This is a genomic window from Metabacillus niabensis (assembly GCF_020524345.1).
GTDB classification, from domain to species: domain Bacteria; phylum Bacillota; class Bacilli; order Bacillales; family Bacillaceae; genus Metabacillus; species Metabacillus niabensis_B.
In genome coordinates this window covers 95,792-120,096 of the sequence record NZ_JAIVLH010000012.1, presented here as the reverse complement: position 1 = coordinate 120,096, position 24,305 = coordinate 95,792, and the positions used below count along the sequence as shown (strand labels likewise).

The window sequence follows — 24,305 nt, the reverse complement described above, 5'->3', positions numbered from 1 at the left end:
GAGGACAGTCCTCTTTTCATTTAATGCTTTTTTGATAAGTAATCCCGATTTATCGCTTGAGGCGGACGCTCAAACCAACTGTTTTTAATCATAATGTTAGCGGAATCTTCTGCATATGATCCAATATCTTTCATCATTTTCAGGTATTTGGCAGATAAGTCACGGCGTAAAGATAATGCTAAAGATCCTCCAATATTCCCTAGACCAATTGCATTTAGAGAGTTAACATGAAAAAGCATTAATTTATCTGAAAATGGAGAAACGGTGGAATCTGTTACCTCTGTGTCCCATGTAGCTGGTGATGGCAATGAACATTCCTCGAGAAGTCGTCTCAGAGTTTCCATAATCGAACCGGCAATGTTAATTCCCCGAACAAAATGACTTCTTAATTCTTCTGTTGCGGCTGTTTGAGAAAAACCCATTAGTAATGTTTTTCCTAGTGCATTGTTCGAATAATTCATTGAGATATGGGAAATTTCAGTGGCGGTTAACGTACGTCTTTCCCCAAACCAACCGCGGAGAAATCCCTGACTTTCTACCATCGTTGCTTTATCAGGTTTTGACAGGTATGGTGTGCGTACAAATAATCCTTTGGAAAGCTCTATTTCTTTTGCCATATCCTCAACTTCGCAAGCCTCAGTTAAATAGTGATAATAGAGTTCACGTATATCTTTCCGTGCAGACATCGTAAGCGCCATGCCATCTGCTGCAATCGCAGCTTTTCCAAAATTACGGAGAAAATAGAGGATAAAAGAATCAGAAAACAATCTTGGTGCATCCATGTTTACATCCCGCTCTGAAAAACCGATAGGAAGCGGGTATGTTTCTTTAGCAAAAAGCTTAGTTAATGTTGAAATATGTTCAGTACACTTCGCTAAAGCAGTGTCGATAAGTTCTTTTATTTCGGAATCCTCGACAATTTGATTAAAGTAGAGTAAGACTGGCTTGCTCGCACTTTCCGACATATATGAAGCCCACAATGCCCCGATTTCCGAAGAGGTAAGCTCAATATGGTGAGGTGATAATTCTTTTTGGTCCATTTATACATCCTCCTGATCTTGATCTATTTCTATTCTTCACTCTTTTAAAATGAATATTTGCCATTTTGGAATTTGGAAGTAATTTTCCAAAAGTGGAATATGTATCGTCTTTACATTTACCCACTATTTTGAAAGCATATCTTGTGGTATACTTACGTACGGTGAAATGAATGAAATGGAGGATTTCAGTGGGAAAACAATTGAGCAAACAACAAAAAAACGCACAGGTTGTCCCGTTTCTCCAAGATGGACAATATTATTATAATAAAGGTCTTAAGGCATACCGAGAGCAAAACTATCAAAAAGCAAGTAAATATCTACAAAAGGCTGTTGAGTTGGATCCAATGGATTCAGGTAAGCTCTCCCAGCTCGCGACGATCTACACAGATATGGGAAAATACAGTCAATCAAATGAATTGCTTTCATATATACTTGATGAACTTGATAAAGAAATGACGGAATGTCACTACTTTATGGCAAACAATTACGCACATCTTGGATTATTTCAGGAAGCATATAAATGTGCAACAGAGTATTCAAGAATCGATCCGTATGGTGAATTTATTGAGGAAAATGAAGATTTGATCGATCTCTTAACAATGGAAGATGATGATGAGGAACCATTTTTAAAAGATCCTGATGATTTGATTTTAAAACAAGATGCAGCCAAATCTCTTCTGGAAACAAGCCAGTTTGAAGAGGCTATCACATTACTTGAAGAAATTGTTGAAGAATATCCTGAATTTTGGTCGGCACACAATAATTTATCCCTGGCTTATTTTTATGTAGGGGAAGTGGATAAAGCCAAACAATACTTGCAAACAGTTCTTGAACAGAACCCCGGCAACCTTCATGCATACTGTAATTTATTAGTTTTTTATTATTATGAACGCCAGGACGAAAAGGTTGAAGAAATCGCAAAGGTATTATCAACAGTACATCCGCTTTTATTAGAACACCGCTATAAGCTTGGAGCAACTTTTGCATTGGTCGGGCATTATCCGCTTGCTTACAAGTGGCTTCGCTCTCTCTATAAACAAGGCTTTGAAGGTGATGAAGTCTTTTATTACTGGTTATCATATTCCGCATATTTTACAGGAAATGTGACATTTGCTGAACAAATGTGGGAGAGGGTCATAAAGGAAAACAAAGAGAAAGAAGGCTCAGAGCCGTGGAATGTGTCAGGGGATGCTAATCATCGTGTAGGCAGCATGACACTTGAAGAGCGTCTTTACGCAATTTTTCTTGCCGTTCAAACGAACAATCATAATGAGATCAAGCTCTACCAATCATCAACTGTACCGCAATCACAGCTTGAAAAAGAATTTATAACGTTTGCTTTATCAAACGATCATCACATGCATGAAAAGATAGCTGCACTCTATCACATTGCCGAATCTTTATTTGCTCACTCAAAGCAGGATGAATTGTTTTTATTTTCTTTCCGTATTCTTACAAAAGTTTACAAAGAAAATATCTCATTACAAAATCATCAAGGCTGGGCAGCTGCACTGGAATATGTATGGAGAACCGAAGCAAATCAACCCATAACTCAAGCAACCATCGCAACCCAATACACAACATCCGTTGCAACCATTGGGAAATATGCAAAACTCATCAAAAACATGCTCTCATAAAAACCCGCCTTGTGGCGGGTTTTTTGGTGCGGAGTGGTCCGGAGGGACAGGTTCCTCGTCCCAGTTGTACTGTAAAAATTAATGAGTAATCAAGTTATTTGCGGTTTTGAAATTTTGTTTGCGATTTGCGGATTTTATTTGCGATTTTCAACAATTTATTTGCGATTAGACAATATTCGCCCGAGAACGACAAAATTCTGAAAATCTGTGATCCCCTTTTGAGCAAAAAATTGGCATCATTCTCGTTAATTTAATACGATGTTTATAGCAGAAAATGATGAAGATAAAATGAAGGGTATTTGTCTTCTCGAAAAAGCAGATAATCAAAGTAAAGGTTTTACTAAGGAGTGAAAAATCGTGTCAGAAGAAAAAATTTATGACGTTATTATAGCAGGAGCAGGTCCTGCGGGGATGACAGCAGCTGTCTATACTTCACGCGCAAACCTGTCAACACTTATGATTGAACGTGGAATACCGGGCGGTCAAATGGCTAACACGGAAGAAGTTGAAAACTACCCTGGATTTGACCACATTTTAGGGCCGGAACTATCAACAAAAATGTTCGACCATGCGAAGAAATTCGGTGCAGAATATGCATATGGCGATATTCAGGAAATTGTTGATGGAGAAGAATACAAAATCGTCAAAGCAGGTAAAAAAGAATACAAAACAAGAGCCGTAATCATTACAACTGGTGCAGAATACAAAAAAATCGGTGTGCCTGGCGAAAAAGAACTAGGTGGACGCGGAGTTTCTTATTGTGCGGTTTGTGACGGAGCTTTCTTTAAAGGGAAAGAACTGGTTGTTGTAGGTGGAGGAGACTCTGCGGTAGAAGAGGGAGTATATTTAACTCGCTTTGCTACAAAAGTGACGATTGTTCACCGACGTGACGAACTAAGAGCTCAAAAAATTCTTCAACAACGTGCGTTCGATAACGAAAAAGTTGAATTTATCTGGAACCACACTATAAAAGAAATTCATGAACAAGATGGTAAAGTTGGAAAATTAACATTAGTGAATACTGAAAATGGTGGGGAACAAGAATTTAAAGCTGACGGTGTATTCATCTACATTGGAATGGTTCCATTATCAAAACCATTTGCAAACCTTGGAATTACAAACGAAAATGGTTATATTGAAACAAATGAACGAATGGAAACAAAAGTACCAGGAATTTTTGCAGCCGGTGATATTCGTGAAAAAATGCTTCGCCAAATTGTCACAGCAACTGGTGATGGTAGCATTGCTGCTCAAAGTGCACAACACTACGTAGAAGAATTAGCCGAAAAACTAAAAGCTGTTAATTAATTTAACCTAAATTGTAAAAGGTGCCGAAGTCTGATTAACAAATTCGTAATTGTGTTTTAACCCTCTTGTAACATGAGTGAAACAATTATGAGGTACTATATAAATAGTAATTGACCCCCTTTTATAAATAGACTTATTTTAGAGCATGGGCGCCCTTTCCCATGCTCCCTTTTTTTTGCCTGTCTGCTGTTTTTATTTTTTCTGCAAAAAAATGAAACAGTTTTACGATATAAACGTATATACATAGTAGTAATCCTCTTCTTAGTCTCTTTTCGTAATAAAAAAGAATAACCCCTATCACCATCGTTTTTTATTTTTGTATACCAGTCCTGTTCGTTGTGAAGATAATTTGAAATATAGTATAATGGAAGTAAAAGTACGTTGCTAGCAAGAGTAATGTTCTGTGGAAAATCGAGGTGGAGAATTTGCAAAGAGTAACCAATTGCGTCTTAATGGAAGGAAATAAAGTTCTTCTCCTGCAAAAACCCAGAAGAGGCTGGTGGGTAGCTCCAGGCGGCAAAATGGAGTTAGGAGAATCGGTGAAGGATACGGTCACTCGTGAATTCCGTGAAGAAACGGGCATATATATTAAAAACCCCCAGCTTAAAGGAATCTTTACCTTCATCATACAAGATGGAACAGATATTGTATCAGAATGGATGATGTTTACGTTCTTAGCAACAGATTACCAGGGAACAAATGTCCTGGAATCTGAAGAGGGAACGATAAAATGGCATAATAAAGATGTGATTCAGGAACTGCCAATGGCGCCTGGAGATCATCACATACTGGAATATGTTATAAAAGGAACAGGAATGCTTTATGGTACCTTTACATACACACCTGATTATGAATTACTTTCCTACCGTCTAGATCCGCAATAAAATAGGGAAAATCAGATGTGTGGCACATTTTCTTACAAACGTACATGATCAAAAGTAAAAAACATGGTAACGTAAAATATATGACGAGTGAAGAAAGAGGGGAGGATATGAAATGACCATTGAACAAACTGAACAACAAACACCGCAGGAAGTACAAATGGTGATTATTACAGGTATGTCTGGGGCTGGAAAAACAGTTGCCATTCAAAGCTTTGAGGACTTAGGTTATTTCTGTGTGGACAACTTGCCTCCAACTTTGTTACCGAAATTTTTGGAGCTAATGAAAGAGTCAGGCTCGAAAATGAACAAAGTGGCACTTGTTATGGACCTTCGAGGAAGAGAATTTTTTGATAGCTTGTTTGAATCACTTGATGATTTAGCAGAGAATGCATGGTTAACACCGCATATTTTATTTTTGGATGCAAAAGACTCAACACTTGTAACGCGATACAAGGAAACAAGACGTTCCCATCCATTGGCATCAAAGGGTCTTCCTTTAGAAGGTATCGGTCTTGAACGAGAGCTTCTGGAAGAGTTAAAAGGTAGAGCACAGCTTATCTATGATACATCAGAGCTGAAGCCCAGAGAACTGAGAGAAAAGATTCTAAAACAGTTCTCCACAAGTGTCGAGCAGACATTTACAGTAAATGTTACATCATTCGGATTTAAATACGGAATTCCTATTGATGCAGATCTTGTCTTTGATGTACGCTTTTTACCTAACCCGCATTACATTGATCATATGAGACCGAAAACTGGTTTGCAGGAAGAAGTTTCTTCCTATGTTCTAAAGTGGAATGAAACACAGAAGTTTTTAGAAAAGCTCCAGGATTTGCTTACGTTTATGCTGCCTTACTATAAACGTGAGGGGAAAAGTCAACTTGTTGTAGCGATTGGATGTACAGGAGGACAACATCGCTCAGTAACATTAGCTGAATACATTGCCGATTACTATAAAAATGATTATCACACTCAAGTTTCACATCGGGACATTGAGAAAAGAAAGCATCACTAAGTAATGGCTGAAACCTTACCAAAAGTAGTCATCATTGGCGGCGGTACAGGATTATCGGTATTATTAAGAGGATTAAAGAAATTTCCTGTTGATATTACTGCCATTGTAACGGTTGCCGATGATGGCGGGAGCTCTGGTAGGCTCCGAAATGAGTTAAATATCCCACCTCCTGGAGATATTCGCAATGTATTAGCGGCATTATCAGATGTTGAGCCCCTTGTTGAAGAGCTGTTTCAGCATCGTTTTAATAAAGGAAACAATTTAATTGGTCATTCCTTAGGAAACTTAATCCTGGCAGCAATGACCAACATTACCGGTGACTTTGTTCATGCAATCAGGGAAATGAGCACCGTGTTAAATGTGCGAGGAAAAGTCTTACCAGCCGCAAACACAAGTGTGATTTTAAATGCGGAAATGGAAGACGGAACCATTGTCTCCGGAGAATCAAAGATTCCATTTTCAGGAAAGAAGATCAAGCGGGTTTTTCTAAGCCCGAGTAGTATTGAGCCGCTTCCGGAAACGGTTGAGGTTATTCAAGACGCTGATTTAATTATCATCGGACCAGGCAGCTTGTACACGAGTATTTTACCGAATTTGCTTGTTCCTAAAATTGGGGAAGAGGTTCGCAAAGCCAAAGCAAAAAAAGTGTACATTTGCAATGTCATGACACAAGCAGGAGAAACATTGGATTTTTCCGCCAGCGATCATGTGAAAGCTTTATATGATCATATGCAGGAAGCATTTATTGATACAATACTTGTCAATAAAGAAGAAATTCCTGCAAACATTAAATCTCTTTATGAGGAAGAACTTGCAAAGCCCGTCCATTATGATATTGAAAAACTGAAATCATTGGGCCTTGAAGTGTTAACAGACAAAATTGTATGTTATGAAAACAATGTGATTAGACATGATACAAATAAGGTAGCGAAGCTATTATATGGAATTCTGCAACAAGAGATGACATGAGTTCCTGGTAAAGAATGGGGGTGCAGAATTGTCATTTGCATCTGAGACGAAAAAAGAATTAACCAACTTAGAACTAAAGCCATGCTGTTTGAAAGCAGAGCTATCAGCACTTATTCGAATGAATGGATCCCTTTCATTTTCTAATCGTATGCTTATTTTAGATATCCAAACTGAAAATGCAGCGATTGCGAGAAGAATTTATACTCTTCTAAAAAAACAATACGAAATCTCAGTAGAACTGCTTGTTCGGAAAAAGATGCGCTTAAAGAAAAACAATGTTTATATAGTGCGTCTTGTTCAACGGGCTAAGGAGATTTTAGAAGATCTCAATATACTTGATGAAGGGTTTACATTTTATAGAAGTATTTCTGAAAACCTGGTGAAGAAGAAGTGTTGCAAACGCTCTTATATAAGAGGTGCCTTTCTTGCCGGAGGATCTGTCAATAATCCGGAAACTTCATCCTATCATCTTGAAATTTTCTCACAATATAAGGAACATAATGATTCCCTCTGTGAGTTAATGAATACATTTGAATTAAACAGCAAAACGCTTGAACGTAAAAAAGGGTTTATCACCTACTTAAAGGAAGCCGAGAAGATCACAGAGTTTTTAAATATTATCGGCGCCCATCAGGCATTGCTTCGATTTGAGGATGTTCGAATTGTCCGGGATATGAGGAATTCTGTTAACCGTTTAGTTAACTGTGAAACAGCCAATCTAAACAAAACAATAGGAGCCGCCCTTAGACAAGTCGAAAATATCCGCTATATCGATGATAAAATCGGGTTAGATGCATTACCAGATAAATTGCGGGAAATCGCGAAACTTCGAGTTGAGTACCAAGATGTTACGTTAAAAGAGCTTGGAGAAATGGTATCAAGCGGTACAATTAGCAAATCAGGCATTAATCATCGTTTAAGAAAGCTAGACGAAATAGCTGAACAACTTAGATCAGGCCAGCCGTTATCTATAAAATAATAAAAAGAGAAGAGGAGATTTCAATGGTTGAAAAGCAAGTTGAAGTAAATCTAAAAACAGGTTTACAAGCGCGTCCAGCAGCGTTATTCGTTCAAGAGGCAAATCGTTTTGCATCAGATATATTTTTGGAGAAAGATGGAAAAAAGGTAAACGCAAAGAGCATCATGGGGTTAATGAGTTTAGCTGTTAGCTCCGGAGCAGAAATCAATCTCATTGCGGAAGGCAGCGATGAGCAGGAAGCTGTGGCAGCACTTGAGAAGTTTGTTCAACAGGAAAGTTAATGAAAAGACACACCGAAAGGTTTTTAGACGGTGTGTCTTTCTTTTTGACAGGTAAGAAAGTATAAAATTTTATACATAGTGTTAGTGTCCAGCCAGCGCCTAGCCCCGAAGCACAGGACGTGCAAGTGCAGTCGGTGCGACAGGACGTCGCGATTTTAGACTGCCTCTAGGGTCTAGCCAATTTAGAATTGAAGGCAAAGAACGTCTTCTATTCTAAATCTTCTTTTATGCTGATCGGGGCTGTTCAAGGCGCTTGCGCTTTTCTTAAAAATAAAAAAGCTAAAACCATTCGGCTTTAGCTTTTCCTTAACATTATTTCCCTAACGTATTACGATCCAATACTTTATCAATTAAACCGTACTCAAGCGCACGTTCAGCTGTCATAAAGTTATCACGCTCTGTATCGCGCTCGATCACATCTAATGATTGACCAGTACGATCAGATAGTATTTTGTTCAACTTATCACGAAGGAACAAGATACGTTTTGCAGCAATTTCGATTTCAGTTGCCTGACCTTGAGCACCACCAAGTGGTTGGTGAATCATAACTTCAGAGTTAGGAAGAGCATAACGTTTTCCTTTGTCTCCGGCTGCAAGTAAGAATGCACCCATTGAAGCTGCCATACCGATACAAATTGTAGAAACACTAGGTTTAATAAATTGCATCGTATCATAAATGGCCATACCAGCCGTAATAGATCCACCCGGACTGTTAATGTAGATCGAGATATCTTTTTCCGGATCTTCTGCTTCCAGGAAAAGCAGCTGAGAAACGATAGAGTTTGCCACATTATCGTCAATTGCACTACCAAGCATAATGATGCGGTCTTTTAAAAGACGGGAGTAGATGTCATAAGCACGCTCACCACGGTTTGTTTGTTCAATAACTGTAGGGATTAAATTCATTTTCGTATTCCTCCTTTAATATAAGAAAGATTTTTCGTCCTAAAGGAAAAGTTGGATACTATGTAATCCTTTAAGACTTAACACATAGACATAAAACAAAATGTAAAACTTTATGTATCTCCATCATACAACTAAGGTCAATAAAGGTCAAACGAAAAGACCAAAGCAGCACAATGAATTTTTTAATATGGATATCCATGTGTTCCTCTTACTATCCTATGTATGGTAATAGCATAACATGTAATCATGTTTCCCACATTTTTCTGATTTCAAACTACATGAAATGCATGCTTCGTGAACAAATAGAATGTTTATTAATTGGTTTGAAGCCTTTTCCAGTTAAATATCTGAAAAGACAGTTGAAATTAAGTGGAAGTTGCCGTATAATTTTTCGTACTGACATATTATTGTGCGCTCGTAGCTCAGTTGGATAGAGCGGTGGTTTCCGGTACCACGTCTGTCGGGGGTTCGAATCCCTTCGAGCGCGTTATAAAGAAAAACCTCTCAATTTTAATTGAGAGGTTTTTCTTGCGTACGAAGGTATACTAAGCTGCTTCATGACTGATACTGAAGCTGAGGAGGTGTACCTAATGCGCGAGAACCTATACATCCAAAACGCAAAAGCAGTTATTTTATCATCCTTAATAAATGGACATATACCGTCTGCAGAAGAGTGTCATCTCACAATAGAAGAGTTTGGGAGAATTTGCGAAGAACTATATAGTGAAGGGCACTTATTAAGGACAAACTTAGGAAATGTCCTTAATGCAGAAGTATCAAATAAGGGATTTAGCTATCTTCATACTATTACAGAAGCCTAAAAACCATACAATACGGTTTTTAGGCTTTCTATTTCCTTTCTAAAAAATAAAGTGACATCATGTCACTTTTTCTATTGACTTATGACACCGTGTCATTATATAATTTCTCTTGTGGTCGATTGTGACACAGTGTCACCTTGTTGGAGAGGAAGTATAAAAATGCCAAAACAAACATTTTTCCAAATATCAAAAGAAAAACAGGATACATTAATTCAAGCTGCTAAAGAGGAGTTTTCCAGAGTTCCGCTACATGAAGCATCTATCGCTAATATTATTAAAAGTGCTGGAATTCCCAGAGGTAGCTTTTATCAATATTTTGAGGATAAAGAAGATTTATTTTATTATCTAACAAACCAGTTGATTCAAAGAAATAATGAACGATTTATCACGATATTAAAGGACAAAAACGGAGATATATTTGAGGCATTCATTGAATTGTTTCAATTAGTGATTAAGAACCAAAGAAAGCAGGAGTATAAAAACTTTTTTAAAAATGTGTTTCTCAATATGAATTACAAGTTGGAAAACAAACTGGCAGATCATATGTACGAAAACAAGAAAAAGCAGTATCAAAACATCCTTTCTTTAATCAATCAGGACCAGTTGAATATTAGAAATGAAGAAGAACTGAAGCAGGTTGTTAAAATACTAAGATCAATCACTTCACAAAATTTTGTTCATGTGTTTGGTCAGGATTTAACGAATGAAGAAGCGTTAAGAACCTATATGACACAAATTGAGTTACTGAAAAGAGGACTTTATAAGAAAGAATACTAAAAGTATTACGATAGGAAAGAAGGTTTTATAATGGAAGAAACATTACAACAAAAGAAACCGCCATATTTAATGATAGCCATTTTATTTATTGGAGCATTTGTTTCATTTTTAAATAACTCACTTTTAAATGTGGCATTACCGTCTATGATGGTGGATTTGGGAATTAAGGATTATTCAACCATCCAATGGCTTGCAACTGGTTATATGCTTGTCAGTGGTGTATTAATTCCGGCGTCGGCCTTTTTACTTACAAGATTTTCCAACCGCAGTTTGTTTATCACATCGATGATCATCTTTACGTTAGGTACAGCATTAGCAGCATTTTCACCTAACTTCAGTTTATTACTTACAGGACGTATGATTCAAGCAGCAGGTTCTTCTGTAATGGGACCTTTATTAATGAATGTTATGCTTGTCAGCTTCCCGCGTGAAAAGCGTGGTGCAGCAATGGGTGTTTTTGGTTTAGTTATGATTACAGCTCCGGCAATTGGACCAACTTTATCAGGTTATATTGTTGAACACTATGACTGGCGTTTACTATTTGAAATGATATTACCATTAGCTATTATTACACTATTATTAGCGTTCTTTAAATTCCAAAATGTAATGGAACAAAACAAGGAAGCTAAGCTTGATTACTTCTCAGTTGTTTTATCTTCAATTGGTTTTGGGGGTCTATTATATGGTTTCAGTTCTGCAAGTTCAGATGGCTGGACAGATCCAATCGTTTTAACGACTCTGATCGCTGGTGTGATTGCTTTAGTTATATTCGTTGTTCGCCAACTGAAAATGGAGAAACCGTTATTGGATTTACGCGTTTATAAATATCCAATGTTTGCACTTGGCTCAGTTATTATGATTGTAAATGCAGTAGCCATGTTTTCCGGAATGATTTTAACACCTGCTTATGTGCAAAATGTTAGAGGAATTTCACCTCTTGATTCAGGATTGATGATGTTACCTGGTGCGATCATTATGGGATTAATGTCGCCAATTACAGGTAAGTTATTTGATAAATTTGGACCGCGTGTTCTTGCAGTATTGGGCTTATCGGTAACAGCGGTTTCCACGTACATGTTGGCAAATGTACAGCTTGACACTAGTTATGGACATATCATTTTCATTTACTCCCTTCGTATGTTTGGGATGTCAATGGTTATGATGCCAATTATGACAAATGGGTTAAATCAATTACCAACCGTATTAAACCCACATGGAACAGCTGTTAATAATACCGTTCAACAAGTGTCAGGTTCTATTGGTACGGCTATTCTTGTAACGATTATGAACTCTGTAACAACATCAGAAGCAGAAAACTTAATGTCCGGTGTAGATCCAACAACATTAACTGCATCTAGTCAGGCATTATTAATGCAGAAATCTTTATTAGCGGGAATTCAATATTCATTCTACGTTGCTTTAGGGATAAATATTGTGGCATTGGTACTTTCTATCTTTGTAAAACGTGTAGATACGAGCAAAGAAGCTGTTCAGAAATTAAATAATGAGGCTAAACCACAGATGAAGCCTAAGACGATATAATATGTAGAGCTGATTCCTTTAAGGGGATCGGCTCTTTTCTTTTTGAGGTATACGGGGTGGCGCAATGTGTCGGATTTTGTCTAATAGTAAATAAAATTTGAAAATCGAAAATATATATATCCAAAGTCGAAAATAAAATATGAAAATCGTAAATAAATTCCCGGAATCGAAAATAAAATAAGATTTGCCAGCAACAATGCGTATGTATTCCAGCACAATACATAAACTTGGTAAAAGAAAATACTTGTGTAATAGAATCATTGATTAGTAAAATAGTATCTGTAAGCGCTTTCTGTTGACGATCAGAACATTTTTCAACCTTATTGTGTAGACTATTATTGGGAGGAAACTAAAATGAAAATGGATTTAGTGCAACAACAGGGGTTAAAACTTAATATGACTCAAGAACTGCAACAAGCCATCTCACTTTTGCAATATTCCTCGGCAGATTTGCTTTCATATGTGCGAGAGCTTACGCTAGAAAATCCTCTAATTGAAGTAAAGGAGAGCAGGCAGTCACCTTTTCGACAGTCACGATCTTCCTCAAACAAACAATCCTTCATTGAAAATACCGTAAAAGAAAAAACAAATCTTCGTGATCATCTGCGCCATCAGTTGATTGATTTTTCATTATCAAAGCAAGACCGGGCTTGTCTTGAACTGCTTATTAATGCATTGGATTCAAACGGGTATATAAAAGACTCACTTGAAGACCTGGCACTTATCATGAATGTAGACGAAGAGGTAATTGAGAGTAAATTGTATTTTCTTCAAAGTTTAGAGCCGGCAGGAATCGGTGCCCGTTCTCTACAGGAGTGCATTTTATTGCAACTAAGACGACTGAAAACCAGGAATCAGCTGGCGGAAACAATTATCTCTGACCATTTTCGTTTATTTGCTGAAAAGTCTTGGAAGGAACTTTCCAAGATCTTAAAAATAAAAATAACTCAAATACAAGAAATTCATGAAATCATTAAACAGCTGGAACCTAGGCCTGGGTTAAAGTATGGAGTGGATGAGAGCACATATGTGACACCTGATATGATGATAAAAGAAGTAAATGGTACCTGGCATATCATATACAATGATAAAATCATACCGCAACTAATGGTTCATGATCCTTCTGTGGCGAGCGGCTCGTTTCCAATTGATAAAGAAGCGAAAAGCTATTACGCGAAGAATGCCATTCAAGGTAAATGGCTGATACGGGCAATTGAACAAAGAAAAGAAACAATGATCAATGTAATGAATGAAATTCTAAAAAGACAAAGTGACTTTTTTAATAAAGGGAAAAGTGCATTAAAGCCCTTAACATTAAAGGATATTGCAGATACGTTAGACATCCATGAATCAACTGTCAGTCGTACGGTGAAAGACAAGTTTGTGCAAACTCCACATGGACTAATGAATATGAAGTCTTTTTTCTCAACAAAGTTATCAGAAGATCAAGGAGATGTTTCTGCTTCTTCAGTGAAATTGAGGCTTAAGGAAGTGATCGTTTCAGAGAATAAGAAAAAGCCATTGTCAGATCAAAAAATAGCCAATACCCTTAAAACGTTGTATGATATTGATATTTCCAGAAGAACGGTAACAAAGTATCGTGAGCAATTGAATATTCCAACATCTTCAATAAGGAAAGAATATTAATAACGAAATGGAAGTGCTTATCAGCTGTGAAGAAAGTAATCTTTTATTCAAAAGAGAATTGTTCATTATGTGATAAAGGATTGGCCATTATTCATGAACTACAAGAAGAGTTTGATTTTGAATATAAAGTAGTCGATATTTATCAAGATGATGAGCTTTTGGAGAAGTTTCAAATTATGATTCCAGTCATTGAAATAGAAGAAGAAGTGGTCACATACGGAATTTTGGATAAAGATTCCATAAGAAAGCGATTACTTTAAAAAGTCAGTAAACATTTCTTGAATATGCCATTTTCCCCTGTTAAAATAAAAATATGGCAAGGGAGATTTTTTTTTGAGATGGTGGGACATAATACGTCACAGAGGGACCATTTTAGTCCATATCGACTCAGAGAGGGATAGCAAAAATGAAATCACTTATCACAGTACAAAAAAAATTATTGCCTGACCTGTTGCAGGTTATGCAAAAACGCTATCAAATCCTACAGTACATACGATTGATGCAGCCGATTGGACGCAGAAGTCTCTCAATTAGCCTGGGCATTAGTGAAAGAGTTCTAAGAAACGAAGTTCAGTTTCTGAAGGATCAAAATCTGATTGACATTCAAACTTCAGGTATGACCTTGACAGATGAGGGAACGTCTTTACTAATTCACCTCGAAGAAATGATGAAAGATGTTTTAGGATTGTCTTCTTTGGAAAATACATTAAAGGAGAAATTCAATTTAAACAGAGTCATCGTTGTCTCAGGTGATAGTGATCAATCTCCATGGGTTAAAAAAGAAATGGGAAGAGCATGTGTAACATGTATAAAGGAGCGTTTAACGGGCAATAATATCGTCGCTGTTACCGGTGGAACAACACTTGCAGCAGTTGCCGAAATGATGACACCCGACAGTAAAATTCGTGATACTTTATTCGTCCCGGCACGTGGAGGATTAGGGGAAACAGTTGAAAATCAAGCGAACACAATTTGCGCCAAAATGGCCGAGCGTGCAAGCGGAAATTATCGACTACTGTACGCACCTGATCAACAACTTAGTAAAGATGCCTACCAGGCCATTATTGAAGAACCGTCGATTAAAGAAACTTTAACAATCTTGAAATCAGCCAGTATGGTCGTTCATGGAATAGGGGACGCTAAAACAATGGCGGAACGTCGAAAAACTCCGGAGGAACATTTTCGGAAGATTATCGAAGGAAAGGCTGTTGCCGAAGCATTTGGCTACTATTTTGACCAGCAAGGTGAGATTGTACATAAGGTTCAGACGGTCGGTATTCAATTAGATGACATCGAGGAAATTCCATCTGTTATCGCTGTAGCAGGCGGAGCCTCAAAAGCAAAGGCGATTAAAGCCTATATGAAACAAACGCTGGATTCTGTTCTTATAACAGATGAAGCGGCAGCAAATGAGTTAATAAGGGATTAACACTCCCTGATTATAAAAAGTTCTTCTCTTTTAAGAGTAGAACCATTTCTTATGAAAGTGTCCAAGGTAAGCCCTCGGACAAATTAAAGGAGGAAATTAATCATGGCAGTAAAAATCGGTATTAATGGTTTTGGTCGTATTGGACGTAATGTATTCCGTGCAGCTTTAAAAAATCCTAACGTTGACGTAGTAGCAGTTAACGACTTAACAGATGCTAACATGTTAGCTCATCTTTTAAAATATGATTCTGTACACGGAAAATTAGATGCAGAAGTTTCTGTTGACGGTAACAACCTTGTTGTTGACGGAAAAACAATCGAAGTTTCAGCTGAGCGTGACCCAGCGAAATTATCTTGGGGTGCTCAAGGTGTTGAAATCGTTGTTGAATCTACTGGTTTCTTCACAAAACGTGCAGATGCTGCGAAACACTTAGAAGCAGGCGCTAAAAAAGTTATCATCTCTGCTCCAGCAAGCGACGAAGATATCACAATCGTTATGGGTGTTAACGAAGACAAATACGATGCTGCTAGCCACGATGTAATCTCTAACGCATCTTGTACAACTAACTGCTTAGCTCCATTTGCTAAAGTATTAAACGATAAATTCGGTATTAAACGTGGAATGATGACAACTGTTCACTCATACACAAATGACCAACAAATCTTAGACTTACCACATAAAGACTACCGTCGTGCTCGTGCGGCAGCTGAAAACATCATCCCAACTTCAACTGGTGCTGCGAAAGCTGTTTCTCTAGTATTACCTGAATTAAAAGGTAAATTAAATGGTGGTGCTATGCGTGTTCCAACTCCTAACGTTTCTTTAGTTGACTTAGTTGCTGAGTTAGAGAAAGAAGTAACTGTTGACGAAGTAAACGCAGCATTAAAAGAAGCTGCTGAAGGCGATCTTAAAGGTATCTTAGGATACAGCGAAGAGCCATTAGTATCTGGTGACTACAATGGTAACATCAACTCTTCTACAATTGATGCATTATCAACAATGGTAATGGAAGGCCAAATGGTAAAAGTAATCTCTTGGTATGACAACGAAAGTGGTTACTCTAACCGCGTAGTTGACCTTGCTGACTACCTAGCTTCTAAAGGTCTTTAATTCTTAAGAGTTATCGAACTATATAGCTACAAACCAATGGGGAAAGGGGATCATCCCCTTTCCCTGTTTTTGTTATCAGAAAGTATAAGATTTTATTGATGATAATATAAAACTAAGGCTTTCGCCATTGGGACTTGACGATAAGCCAAGTTTTGCTAATGGAATTGTGAAATCAATCGGCTATACCTGACCTCTCGCTTATAGCGGGGGATAGCAAGAGGTTTCAAATCGCATGATAAGTTGTACAATGAGCTAGTTTAAATAGGGAGGGCTTTTCATGAACAAAAAGTCAGTTAAAGACATTGATGTAAAAGGAAAAGTCGTCTTTTGTCGCGTTGATTTTAACGTACCGATGAAGGATGGACAAGTTACAGATGAAACACGTATTCGTGCAGCTTTACCAACAATTCAATACTTAAGTGAGCAGGGTGCAAAAGTTGTACTAGCTAGTCACTTAGGTCGTCCAAAAGGTGAAGTAGTTGAAGAGTTACGCTTAAATGCTGTAGCAGAAAAACTACAAGAGCTTTCTGGTAAAAATGTTGTAAAAACAGATGAAGCTTATGGCGATGCTGTAAAAGCTGAAATTGCAAAATTAGAAGAAGGCGGACTTCTTTTACTGGAAAACGTACGTTTCTATGCTGGTGAAGAGAAAAATGATCCAGAATTAGCAAAAGCATTTGCAGACCTTGCTGATGTTTATGTGAACGATGCGTTCGGAGCAGCTCACCGTGCACATGCTTCTACTGAAGGGATTGCAAAACATATCCCAGCAGTTGCTGGTTTCTTAATGGAAAAAGAGCTTGAAGTATTAGGTAAAGCACTTTCTAATCCAGATCGTCCATTCACTGCGATCATTGGTGGAGCAAAAGTTAAAGATAAAATCGGTGTAATCGATAACTTGCTTGATAAAGTTGACAACTTAATCATCGGTGGCGGATTAGCTTACACATTTATCAAAGCTTTAGGCCATGATGTTGGTAAGTCACTTTTAGAAGAAGACAAAATTGATTTAGCGAAATCATACCTTGAAACAGCAAAAGAAAAAGGTGTAAATTTCTACATGCCTGTAGATGTCGTTGTTGCGGATGACTTCTCGAACGATGCAAACACGCAAGTTGTATCAATCGACAGCATTCCAAGCGATTGGGAAGGCCTTGATGCAGGTCCAAAAACACGTGAAATCTACGCTGACGTTATCAAAAACTCTAAGCTTGTGATCTGGAACGGACCAATGGGTGTATTCGAATTAGATACATTCGCGGGTGGTACAAAAGCAGTTGCAGAAGCATTAGCTGAGGCAAATGATACATATTCCGTTATCGGAGGAGGAGATTCAGCTGCCGCTGTCGAAAAGTTCAATTTGGCTGACAAAATGAGCCACATTTCAACTGGCGGTGGAGCATCTCTTGAATTTATGGAAGGTAAAGAGCTTCCAGGTGTAGTTGCATTAAACGATAAATAAGAAAAGCGGAATCGACCGCTTAGCGACGTATGAACTGGAGGCCTCCGTATGAGATAAAGGAAACACGAAGAGCGTTAGCGATTCGATGTTGACTTATCGTAAGGAGGAGGGTGAAGTTCACTAGTCGCTGGTCGATGTAGCTAGACACGAGAACTAAGTACAGAGACGTGTCGTGAAAAGTAACAACTGCAAGTTAGTTGTGAAATCTTGATTTGAGGATGGTGTAGGAAAATGAGAAAACCAATTATCGCAGGTAACTGGAAAATGAACAAAGTCTCTTCTGAAGCTAGAAGCTTTGTTGAAGAAGTAAAAAGCCTGGTACCTAACGCAGAAAATGTGGACTCAGTAGTTTGTGCTCCAGCTCTATTTTTAGAAAGCCTTGTAGGTTTAACAGAAGGCAGTGACCTAAAAGTAGGTGCACAAAACATGCACTTTGAAGAAAACGGAGCGTTCACTGGCGAAGTTAGCCCGGTTGCACTTAAAGATTTAGGTGTTAGCTATTGTATCTTAGGACACTCTGAGCGCAGAGAAATGTTCGCTGAAACTGATGAAACAGTTAACAAAAAGACTTTAGCTGCATTCAAACATGGTTTAACACCAATCGTTTGCTGTGGTGAAACATTAGAAGAGCGTGAAGCAGGTAAAACAAATGATCTAGTGGGAGACCAAGTAAAGAAAGCTTTACAAGGATTAACAGAAGATCAAGTAAAAGAAACGGTTATTGCGTATGAGCCAATTTGGGCAATCGGAACTGGCAAATCTTCATCTGCAGAAGATGCAAATGAAGTATGTGCACACATCCGTCAAGTAGTTGCAGAGCAATTTTCTTCTGACGTTGCACAAGCAGTTCGCATTCAATACGGCGGCAGTGTAAAACCGGCTAACATCAAAGAATATATGGCACAGCCTGATATCGATGGTGCATTAGTTGGTGGAGCTAGCTTAGAAGCACAATCTTTCCTTCAACTTTTGGAGGGTAGCAGTAATGAGTAAAGCACCAGTTGCACTAATCATTCTTGACGGATTTGCATGCCGCCAGGAAACACAAGGGAATGCTGTTGCGCAAGCGAAAAAGCCGAATTTTGATCGCTATTGGAATCAGTACCCACACGCTCAACTGACAGCTTCCGGTGAAGCGGTTGGTCTACCTGAAGGGCAAATGGGGAACTCTGAGGTTGGTCACTTAAACATTGGTGCTGGACGCATAGTGTACCAAAGCTTAACTCGTGTAAATGTTGCGATCCGTGAAGGTGAATTTGAGAAAAATGAGACATTCACAGAAGCAATCAATCATGTAAAGAAAAATGGCACAAGCCTTCACCTATTCGGTCTTCTATCCGATGGGGGAGTTCATAGCCATATTCATCACTTATATGCACTTCTACAGCTTGCTGCTAAAGAAGGCGTTGAAAAAGTATACATCCATGGTTTCCTAGATGGTCGTGATGTTGGTCCGAAAACGGCAAAAGTTTACTTGGATGAACTTCAAGCAAAAATCAAAGAATACGGTGTCGGGGAAATTGCAACATTGTCTGGACGCTACTATTCAATGGACCGCGATAAGCGTTGGGATCGTGTGGAAAAGTCTTACCGTGCTATGGTGTACGGTGAAGGTCCTACTTACAGCACACCTGATGAGCTTGTTGAAGATTCTTATAACAATGGAATTTTTGATGAATTCGTCATTCCATCTGTTATGACAAAAGAAGACGGTTCACCTGTAGCTACTATTCAAGACAATGATGCGGTAATTTTCTATAATTTCCGCCCTGACCGTGCGATTCAAATTTCAAACACGTTTACAAATGAAGATTTCCGTTCATTTGATCGTGGAGAAAAACATCCTCAACACCTTCACTTTGTGTGCTTAACACACTTCAGTGAAACAGTTGACGGATATGTGGCATTCAAGCCAACAAACCTTGATAATACGATCGGTGAAGTATTATCACAAAACAACCTAACACAGCTTCGAATTGCGGAAACTGAAAAATATCCACACGTTACATTCTTTATGAGTGGTGGACGTGAAGCGGAATTCCCTGGCGAAGAAAGAATCTTAATTGATTCTCCAAAAGTAGCAACTTATGACTTAAAGCCTGAAATGAGTGCCTACGAAGTAACGGACGCGTTACTAGGCGAAATTGCAGCTGACAAATTTGATGCGATTCTTTTGAACTTTGCTAATCCTGATATGGTTGGGCACTCCGGAATGCTCGAACCAACAATTAAAGCAATCGAAACGGTTGACGAGTGCCTTGGGAAGATTGTTGATGCGATTATCGCTAAAGGCGGTAAAGCGATTATCACAGCTGACCATGGTAACTCAGACGAAGTTGTTACATTGCAAGGTGAGCCTATGACAGCTCACACGACAAATCCAGTACCAGTAATTGTTACTGAAAATGGAGTAACTCTTCGTGACGGTGGTATTTTAGGAGATCTGGCACCAACGATGCTTGATCTACTAAACGTTGAAAAACCGGTTGAAATGACTGGAACAACTTTAATTAAAAAGTAAGACCTCTAGCAAAGAAGGGAACCCCAAAGTCGGCCGCAGAGGGGAACCCGGAATGAAGTGATTGAACAAACTATAAATTTTTTATAAAAAGGAGATTAAACAATATGCCATACATTGTAGACGTATATGCTCGTGAAGTATTAGACTCTCGCGGTAACCCAACAGTAGAAGTAGAAGTACACACAGAATCAGGCGCTATGGGACGCGCATTAGTACCAAGTGGTGCTTCAACTGGTGAATATGAAGCAGTTGAGCTTCGTGACGGTGACAAAGAACGCTACCTAGGAAAAGGTGTTCTACAAGCTGTTAAAAACGTAAACGAATTAATCGCTCCAGAATTACTTGGTTTTGAAGTAACTGAGCAAATCGCAATTGACCAAGCTTTAATCGAGCTTGACGGTACTGATAACAAAGGTAAATTAGGTGCGAACGCAATCCTTGGTGTATCTATGGCTGCTGCTCGTGCTGCTGCAGATTACCTTCAAGTTCCTTTATACCAATACCTTGGCGGTTTCAGCGCGAAAACTCTTCCAGTACCAATGATGAACATCGTTAACGGTGGAGAGCACGCTGATAACAACGTAGACATTCAAGAATTCATGGTTATGCCTGTAGGTGCTGAAAACTTCCGTGAAGCACTACGTATGGGTGCTGAAATTTTCCACAGCCTAAAATCAGTTCTTTCTGGTAAAGGTCTTAACACAGCTGTAGGTGACGAAGGCGGATTCGCTCCAAACCTAGGTTCAAACGAAGAAGCTCTTCAAACTATCATCGAAGCAATCGAAAAAGCTGGTTACAAACCAGGTGAGCAAGTAATGCTTGCTATGGATGCTGCATCTTCTGAGTTCTACAACAAAGAAGACGGTAAATACCATCTTTCTGGTGAAGGTGTTGTTAAAACTTCTGCTGAAATGGTTGACTGGTACGAAGAAATGGCTTCTAAATACCCAATCATCTCGATCGAAGACGGTTTAGATGAAAACGACTGGGAAGGTCACAAACTATTAACTGAGCGCCTTGGTGGAAAAGTTCAACTTGTTGGTGACGATCTATTCGTTACAAACACGAAAAAGCTTGCTGAAGGTATCGAAAAAGGAATTGGTAACTCAATCCTTATCAAAGTTAACCAAATCGGTACACTTACTGAAACATTCGAAGCAATCGAAATGGCGAAACGCGCTGGTTACACAGCAGTTATCTCTCACCGTTCTGGTGAAACTGAAGATACAACAATTGCTGACATCGCAGTTGCAACTAACGCTGGTCAAATCAAAACAGGTGCTCCATCACGTACAGACCGTGTTGCGAAGTACAACCAACTTCTACGTATCGAAGATCAATTACAAGACGCTTCAAGATACGATGGAATCAAAACTTTCTACAACTTAAAGAAATAATAAGTTGAGTGTGGGAACTGCCGCGGGGTGCGGCAGTTCTTTTTTGTTTGTGGAGGGAGGGGCGAATTTTGGCAGGAATTGTCTAATCGGAGATAAAAGTCACAAAATCGTTGATAAATCATTAGAATCGAAGATATAGTTTCGTAATCGAAGATAGAATCTAAATAATCGAAGCTAAAAATAAATAAGTGAAGGATTTTAACAGTTCGTAGAGAAATATATAACAAAACCAAATATGGAGTTGAAAAAATGATACTGAAAGAGCGTGAAATCACCCGTATAATCCTCCAATTAGAAGGATTACTTTTCAGACTACCCCACCAGCATTCTAAATTATCTCTCATTACTGAAGAAGTAAACAAAAGACGAGCCGGATTTAAAGGTGAGAAAGCAATTGATTACTCACTAAGTTTTTTAGATGAAAAAGACTACTACATCTTCCACGATCTAAGACTCAAAACAAAAAAGCATTTCTTTCAATTAGATACATTGATTCTTACAAAAAAATAGCCATTATTCTTGAAGTCAAAAATTTCTCAGGAACAATCTATTTCGACCCGGAATTTAAACAACTAATACAATCTAAAGATGGTGTAGAAAAAGGATACACTTACCCAATTACACAATTAGAACGACAAGAAATACAGTTAAGAGAATGGCTTTTTATAAACAAACTAAATTTGCCTAACATCACTTCAATTGTTGTCATTAGTAATTCCTACACCATTATTCGTACCTCCTCTGAAGACAAAGATCTTCAAAAGAAAGTCATCCATAAAGAAGAACTTCCCACGCAGATTAATCAACTATTCCAAACATCAAAAAGTAAATGCCTTGAAGAGAGAGAACTTAAAAAGATCACTCGAAACTTGCTTAAACGGCATACTAAGGGAGAGACCTCTATTTTAAAACGATATCAAATCAAAGAAGAGGAAATCTTAAAAGGTGTAATTTGCAAGGAGTGCAGGTATCTTCCGTTAATAAGAGTGAAGGGTAATTGGTATTGTCCAAACTGTACAAAAAAAGACAAAAAAGCTCATATCCAAGCTTTGAATGATTATAAGTTACTGTTTAAAGCCACAATAACAAATTCAGAGTTAAGGGACTTTCTGGTATTAAACTCAGCACCAACAGCCAATAGATTATTACATTCGATGAACCTTCGATATACAGGGGACAATAAAAGTAGAGTGTATCATCTAGATGATACAGTGGATTTGTCTAATATGTCTAATCGTTGATAAAACTGAAAAATCGAAGATATATTTTGATAATCGAAGATAAAATCATAGAATCGAAGGTACTACTAAAATAATCGTAGATATATTCAGGAAATGACCTTTTGATGACCAAAAACGGCTAATTTGCTCAAACGCTTATTGTATCCCACCCCCACTTATGGTACATTTAAACTATCTATTTGTGCGCATTCTCAGGAGGTGTCAATTCATGCATACAGCATTAATTATTCTACTTGTTCTTGTATCGATTGCTTTGATTACAGTTGTGTTATTACAATCTGGTAAAAGCGCAGGATTATCAGGTGCGATCTCTGGTGGTGCCGAGCAGCTTTTTGGTAAGCAAAAGGCTCGTGGTTTGGATTTAGTTTTACACCGCGCAACGATTGTGTTATCCGTATTATTCTTTGTTTTGACAGTTTTAGTGGCGTATATCGTACAATAATGATAAAGAGTAAGGGTCTGTAGAAACAGGCTCTTTTTTTATTAGGTGTCAACCTGTGCGCAGTTTGTTTAAAATAGTATACATACAGGAAGTAATACTCACTGCCCCATTGGGTTAAACTAAATAAAAGTAGTAGAAGGAGTTACAAAGAAATGAAAAGAGTTTTACCGAAACCATTTACTTTTGAAGGTGGAGACAAAGCCGTGTTGTTATTACACGGATTCACAGGGAATACAGCAGATGTAAGGATGCTTGCGCGATTCTTAAGTGAGCGTGGGTACACTTGTCATGCTCCGCAATATAAAGGTCACGGAGTACCGCCGGAAGAGCTTGTCCACACGGGTCCAGAGGATTGGTGGAAGGATGTGGAAGCAGGGTATGAGCATCTGAAACAAATGGGATTTGAAGACATTGCAGTTGGCGGCTTGTCTCTGGGCGGTGTGTTCTCTCTTAAATTAGGTTATACAATGCCGGTAAAGGGTATTATCCCAATGTGTGCCCCAATGTATATTAAAAGTGAAGAAGTCATGTATCAAGGTGTACTTGAGTATGCTAGAAATTATAAGAAGTTTGAAGGGAAATCTCCTGAGGAAATTGAAGAAGAGATGAAGACTTTCGAAAAAACGCCAATGAATACTTTAAAAGCGTTGCAGGAGTTAATCTCAGATGTGCGAAATAATGTAGATATGATTTACTCGCCGACCTTTGTTGTACAGGCTAGACATGATCATATGATCAACACAGATAGTGCAAACATTATTTATAATGAAGTGGAAAATGATCATAAACAATTAAAATGGTACGAGGAATCCGGACATGTGATTACTCTTGATAAAGAGCGAGATCAGGTGCATGAGGATGTGTACCAATTTTTAGAAAGCCTTGATTGGTAAACTA

Annotated in this window: 24 protein-coding genes and 1 tRNA gene; 23 read left to right on the top strand and 2 right to left on the bottom strand. The window is 38.2% G+C overall.

Annotation, left to right across the window (positions count from 1 at the left end; translation table 11 throughout):
• Positions 1–20 precede the first annotated feature (20 nt).
• Positions 21–1,040, bottom strand: coding sequence for a DUF3231 family protein (locus LC095_RS14525; protein ID WP_226528822.1), 1,020 nt, complete (start codon positions 1,038–1,040; stop codon positions 21–23).
• A gap of 188 nt (positions 1,041–1,228) precedes the next feature.
• Here LC095_RS14525 and LC095_RS14520 point away from each other — a divergent pair, with 188 nt between their 5' ends.
• The 7 genes from LC095_RS14520 (at position 1,229) to LC095_RS14490 (ending at position 8,113) form a co-directional block, all read left to right on the top strand.
• Positions 1,229–2,677 carry a tetratricopeptide repeat protein gene (locus LC095_RS14520; RefSeq protein ID WP_226528821.1) on the top strand — a complete coding sequence of 483 codons (1,449 nt, stop codon included), beginning with the start codon at positions 1,229–1,231 and terminating at the stop codon, positions 2,675–2,677.
• Positions 2,678–3,034: 357 nt separating this feature from the next.
• The gene (trxB, locus tag LC095_RS14515) at positions 3,035–3,985 is read left to right on the top strand and encodes a thioredoxin-disulfide reductase (RefSeq protein WP_226528820.1); all 951 of its coding nucleotides are present in this window, start codon (positions 3,035–3,037) and stop codon (positions 3,983–3,985) included.
• A gap of 425 nt (positions 3,986–4,410) precedes the next feature.
• Positions 4,411–4,869, top strand: a complete 459-nt coding sequence (locus LC095_RS14510) for an 8-oxo-dGTP diphosphatase (RefSeq protein WP_078431662.1) — start codon at positions 4,411–4,413, stop codon at positions 4,867–4,869.
• A gap of 112 nt (positions 4,870–4,981) precedes the next feature.
• Positions 4,982–5,884, top strand: a complete 903-nt coding sequence (gene rapZ / locus LC095_RS14505) for an RNase adapter RapZ (RefSeq protein WP_226528819.1) — start codon at positions 4,982–4,984, stop codon at positions 5,882–5,884.
• Between the two features lie 3 nt (positions 5,885–5,887).
• The gene (locus LC095_RS14500) at positions 5,888–6,853 is read left to right on the top strand and encodes a gluconeogenesis factor YvcK family protein (protein WP_226528818.1); all 966 of its coding nucleotides are present in this window, start codon (positions 5,888–5,890) and stop codon (positions 6,851–6,853) included.
• A gap of 28 nt (positions 6,854–6,881) precedes the next feature.
• The gene (gene whiA / locus LC095_RS14495; protein ID WP_226528817.1) at positions 6,882–7,832 is read left to right on the top strand and encodes a DNA-binding protein WhiA; all 951 of its coding nucleotides are present in this window, start codon (positions 6,882–6,884) and stop codon (positions 7,830–7,832) included.
• Between the two features lie 23 nt (positions 7,833–7,855).
• The gene (locus tag LC095_RS14490) at positions 7,856–8,113 is read left to right on the top strand and encodes an HPr family phosphocarrier protein (RefSeq protein WP_226528816.1); all 258 of its coding nucleotides are present in this window, start codon (positions 7,856–7,858) and stop codon (positions 8,111–8,113) included.
• Positions 8,114–8,425: 312 nt separating this feature from the next.
• Here the strand turns inward: LC095_RS14490 and clpP are convergent, their stop codons facing one another.
• Positions 8,426–9,019 (bottom strand): ATP-dependent Clp endopeptidase proteolytic subunit ClpP, encoded by a 594-nt coding sequence (clpP, locus tag LC095_RS14485; RefSeq protein ID WP_078431657.1) that lies wholly within the window; start codon positions 9,017–9,019, stop codon positions 8,426–8,428.
• 411 nt (positions 9,020–9,430) lie between these two features.
• Here clpP and LC095_RS14480 point away from each other — a divergent pair.
• The 16 genes from LC095_RS14480 to LC095_RS14410 all read left to right on the top strand — a co-directional run bounded on the left by LC095_RS14480 (position 9,431) and on the right by LC095_RS14410 (position 24,301).
• Positions 9,431–9,506 (top strand) — tRNA-Arg (locus LC095_RS14480).
• 103 nt (positions 9,507–9,609) lie between these two features.
• Positions 9,610–9,840 carry a hypothetical protein gene (locus LC095_RS14475; RefSeq protein ID WP_226528815.1) on the top strand — a complete coding sequence of 77 codons (231 nt, stop codon included), beginning with the start codon at positions 9,610–9,612 and terminating at the stop codon, positions 9,838–9,840.
• Positions 9,841–9,999: 159 nt separating this feature from the next.
• Positions 10,000–10,617: a TetR/AcrR family transcriptional regulator gene (locus LC095_RS14470; protein WP_226528814.1), complete on the top strand. Its 618-nt coding sequence runs from the start codon at positions 10,000–10,002 to the stop codon at positions 10,615–10,617.
• Positions 10,618–10,647: 30 nt separating this feature from the next.
• Entirely contained in the window at positions 10,648–12,159 is a 1,512-nt protein-coding gene (locus tag LC095_RS14465; protein ID WP_226528813.1) for a DHA2 family efflux MFS transporter permease subunit, read from the top strand.
• A 354-nt stretch (positions 12,160–12,513) separates the two neighbouring features.
• Positions 12,514–13,806: an RNA polymerase factor sigma-54 gene (gene rpoN, locus LC095_RS14460; protein WP_226528812.1), complete on the top strand. Its 1,293-nt coding sequence runs from the start codon at positions 12,514–12,516 to the stop codon at positions 13,804–13,806.
• A 26-nt stretch (positions 13,807–13,832) separates the two neighbouring features.
• The gene (locus LC095_RS14455; RefSeq protein ID WP_226528811.1) at positions 13,833–14,066 is read left to right on the top strand and encodes a glutaredoxin family protein; all 234 of its coding nucleotides are present in this window, start codon (positions 13,833–13,835) and stop codon (positions 14,064–14,066) included.
• Between the two features lie 146 nt (positions 14,067–14,212).
• Entirely contained in the window at positions 14,213–15,235 is a 1,023-nt protein-coding gene (locus tag LC095_RS14450) for a sugar-binding transcriptional regulator (RefSeq protein WP_226528810.1), read from the top strand.
• A 102-nt stretch (positions 15,236–15,337) separates the two neighbouring features.
• Positions 15,338–16,345, top strand: coding sequence for a type I glyceraldehyde-3-phosphate dehydrogenase (gene gap, locus LC095_RS14445; protein WP_226528809.1), 1,008 nt, complete (start codon positions 15,338–15,340; stop codon positions 16,343–16,345).
• 277 nt (positions 16,346–16,622) lie between these two features.
• Entirely contained in the window at positions 16,623–17,807 is a 1,185-nt protein-coding gene (locus LC095_RS14440) for a phosphoglycerate kinase (protein ID WP_026559623.1), read from the top strand.
• A 231-nt stretch (positions 17,808–18,038) separates the two neighbouring features.
• Positions 18,039–18,800, top strand: coding sequence for a triose-phosphate isomerase (gene tpiA, locus LC095_RS14435; protein WP_226528808.1), 762 nt, complete (start codon positions 18,039–18,041; stop codon positions 18,798–18,800).
• Entirely contained in the window at positions 18,793–20,328 is a 1,536-nt protein-coding gene (gpmI, locus tag LC095_RS14430; protein ID WP_226528807.1) for a 2,3-bisphosphoglycerate-independent phosphoglycerate mutase, read from the top strand. Before tpiA ends, gpmI begins: the two co-directional genes overlap by 8 nt.
• A gap of 104 nt (positions 20,329–20,432) precedes the next feature.
• The gene (eno, locus tag LC095_RS14425; protein WP_226528806.1) at positions 20,433–21,725 is read left to right on the top strand and encodes a phosphopyruvate hydratase; all 1,293 of its coding nucleotides are present in this window, start codon (positions 20,433–20,435) and stop codon (positions 21,723–21,725) included.
• A 249-nt stretch (positions 21,726–21,974) separates the two neighbouring features.
• A complete protein-coding gene (locus LC095_RS26830; RefSeq protein ID WP_264196046.1) occupies positions 21,975–22,235 on the top strand; it encodes a nuclease-related domain-containing protein in 261 nt (86 codons plus the stop codon).
• Positions 22,205–22,966 (top strand): nuclease-related domain-containing protein, encoded by a 762-nt coding sequence (locus LC095_RS14420; RefSeq protein ID WP_319005798.1) that lies wholly within the window; start codon positions 22,205–22,207, stop codon positions 22,964–22,966. Before LC095_RS26830 ends, LC095_RS14420 begins: the two co-directional genes overlap by 31 nt.
• A gap of 208 nt (positions 22,967–23,174) precedes the next feature.
• Positions 23,175–23,408, top strand: coding sequence for a preprotein translocase subunit SecG (gene secG / locus LC095_RS14415; RefSeq protein ID WP_026559619.1), 234 nt, complete (start codon positions 23,175–23,177; stop codon positions 23,406–23,408).
• A gap of 152 nt (positions 23,409–23,560) precedes the next feature.
• Positions 23,561–24,301 carry an alpha/beta hydrolase gene (locus tag LC095_RS14410; protein WP_226528805.1) on the top strand — a complete coding sequence of 247 codons (741 nt, stop codon included), beginning with the start codon at positions 23,561–23,563 and terminating at the stop codon, positions 24,299–24,301.
• Positions 24,302–24,305: the final 4 nt, after the last annotated feature.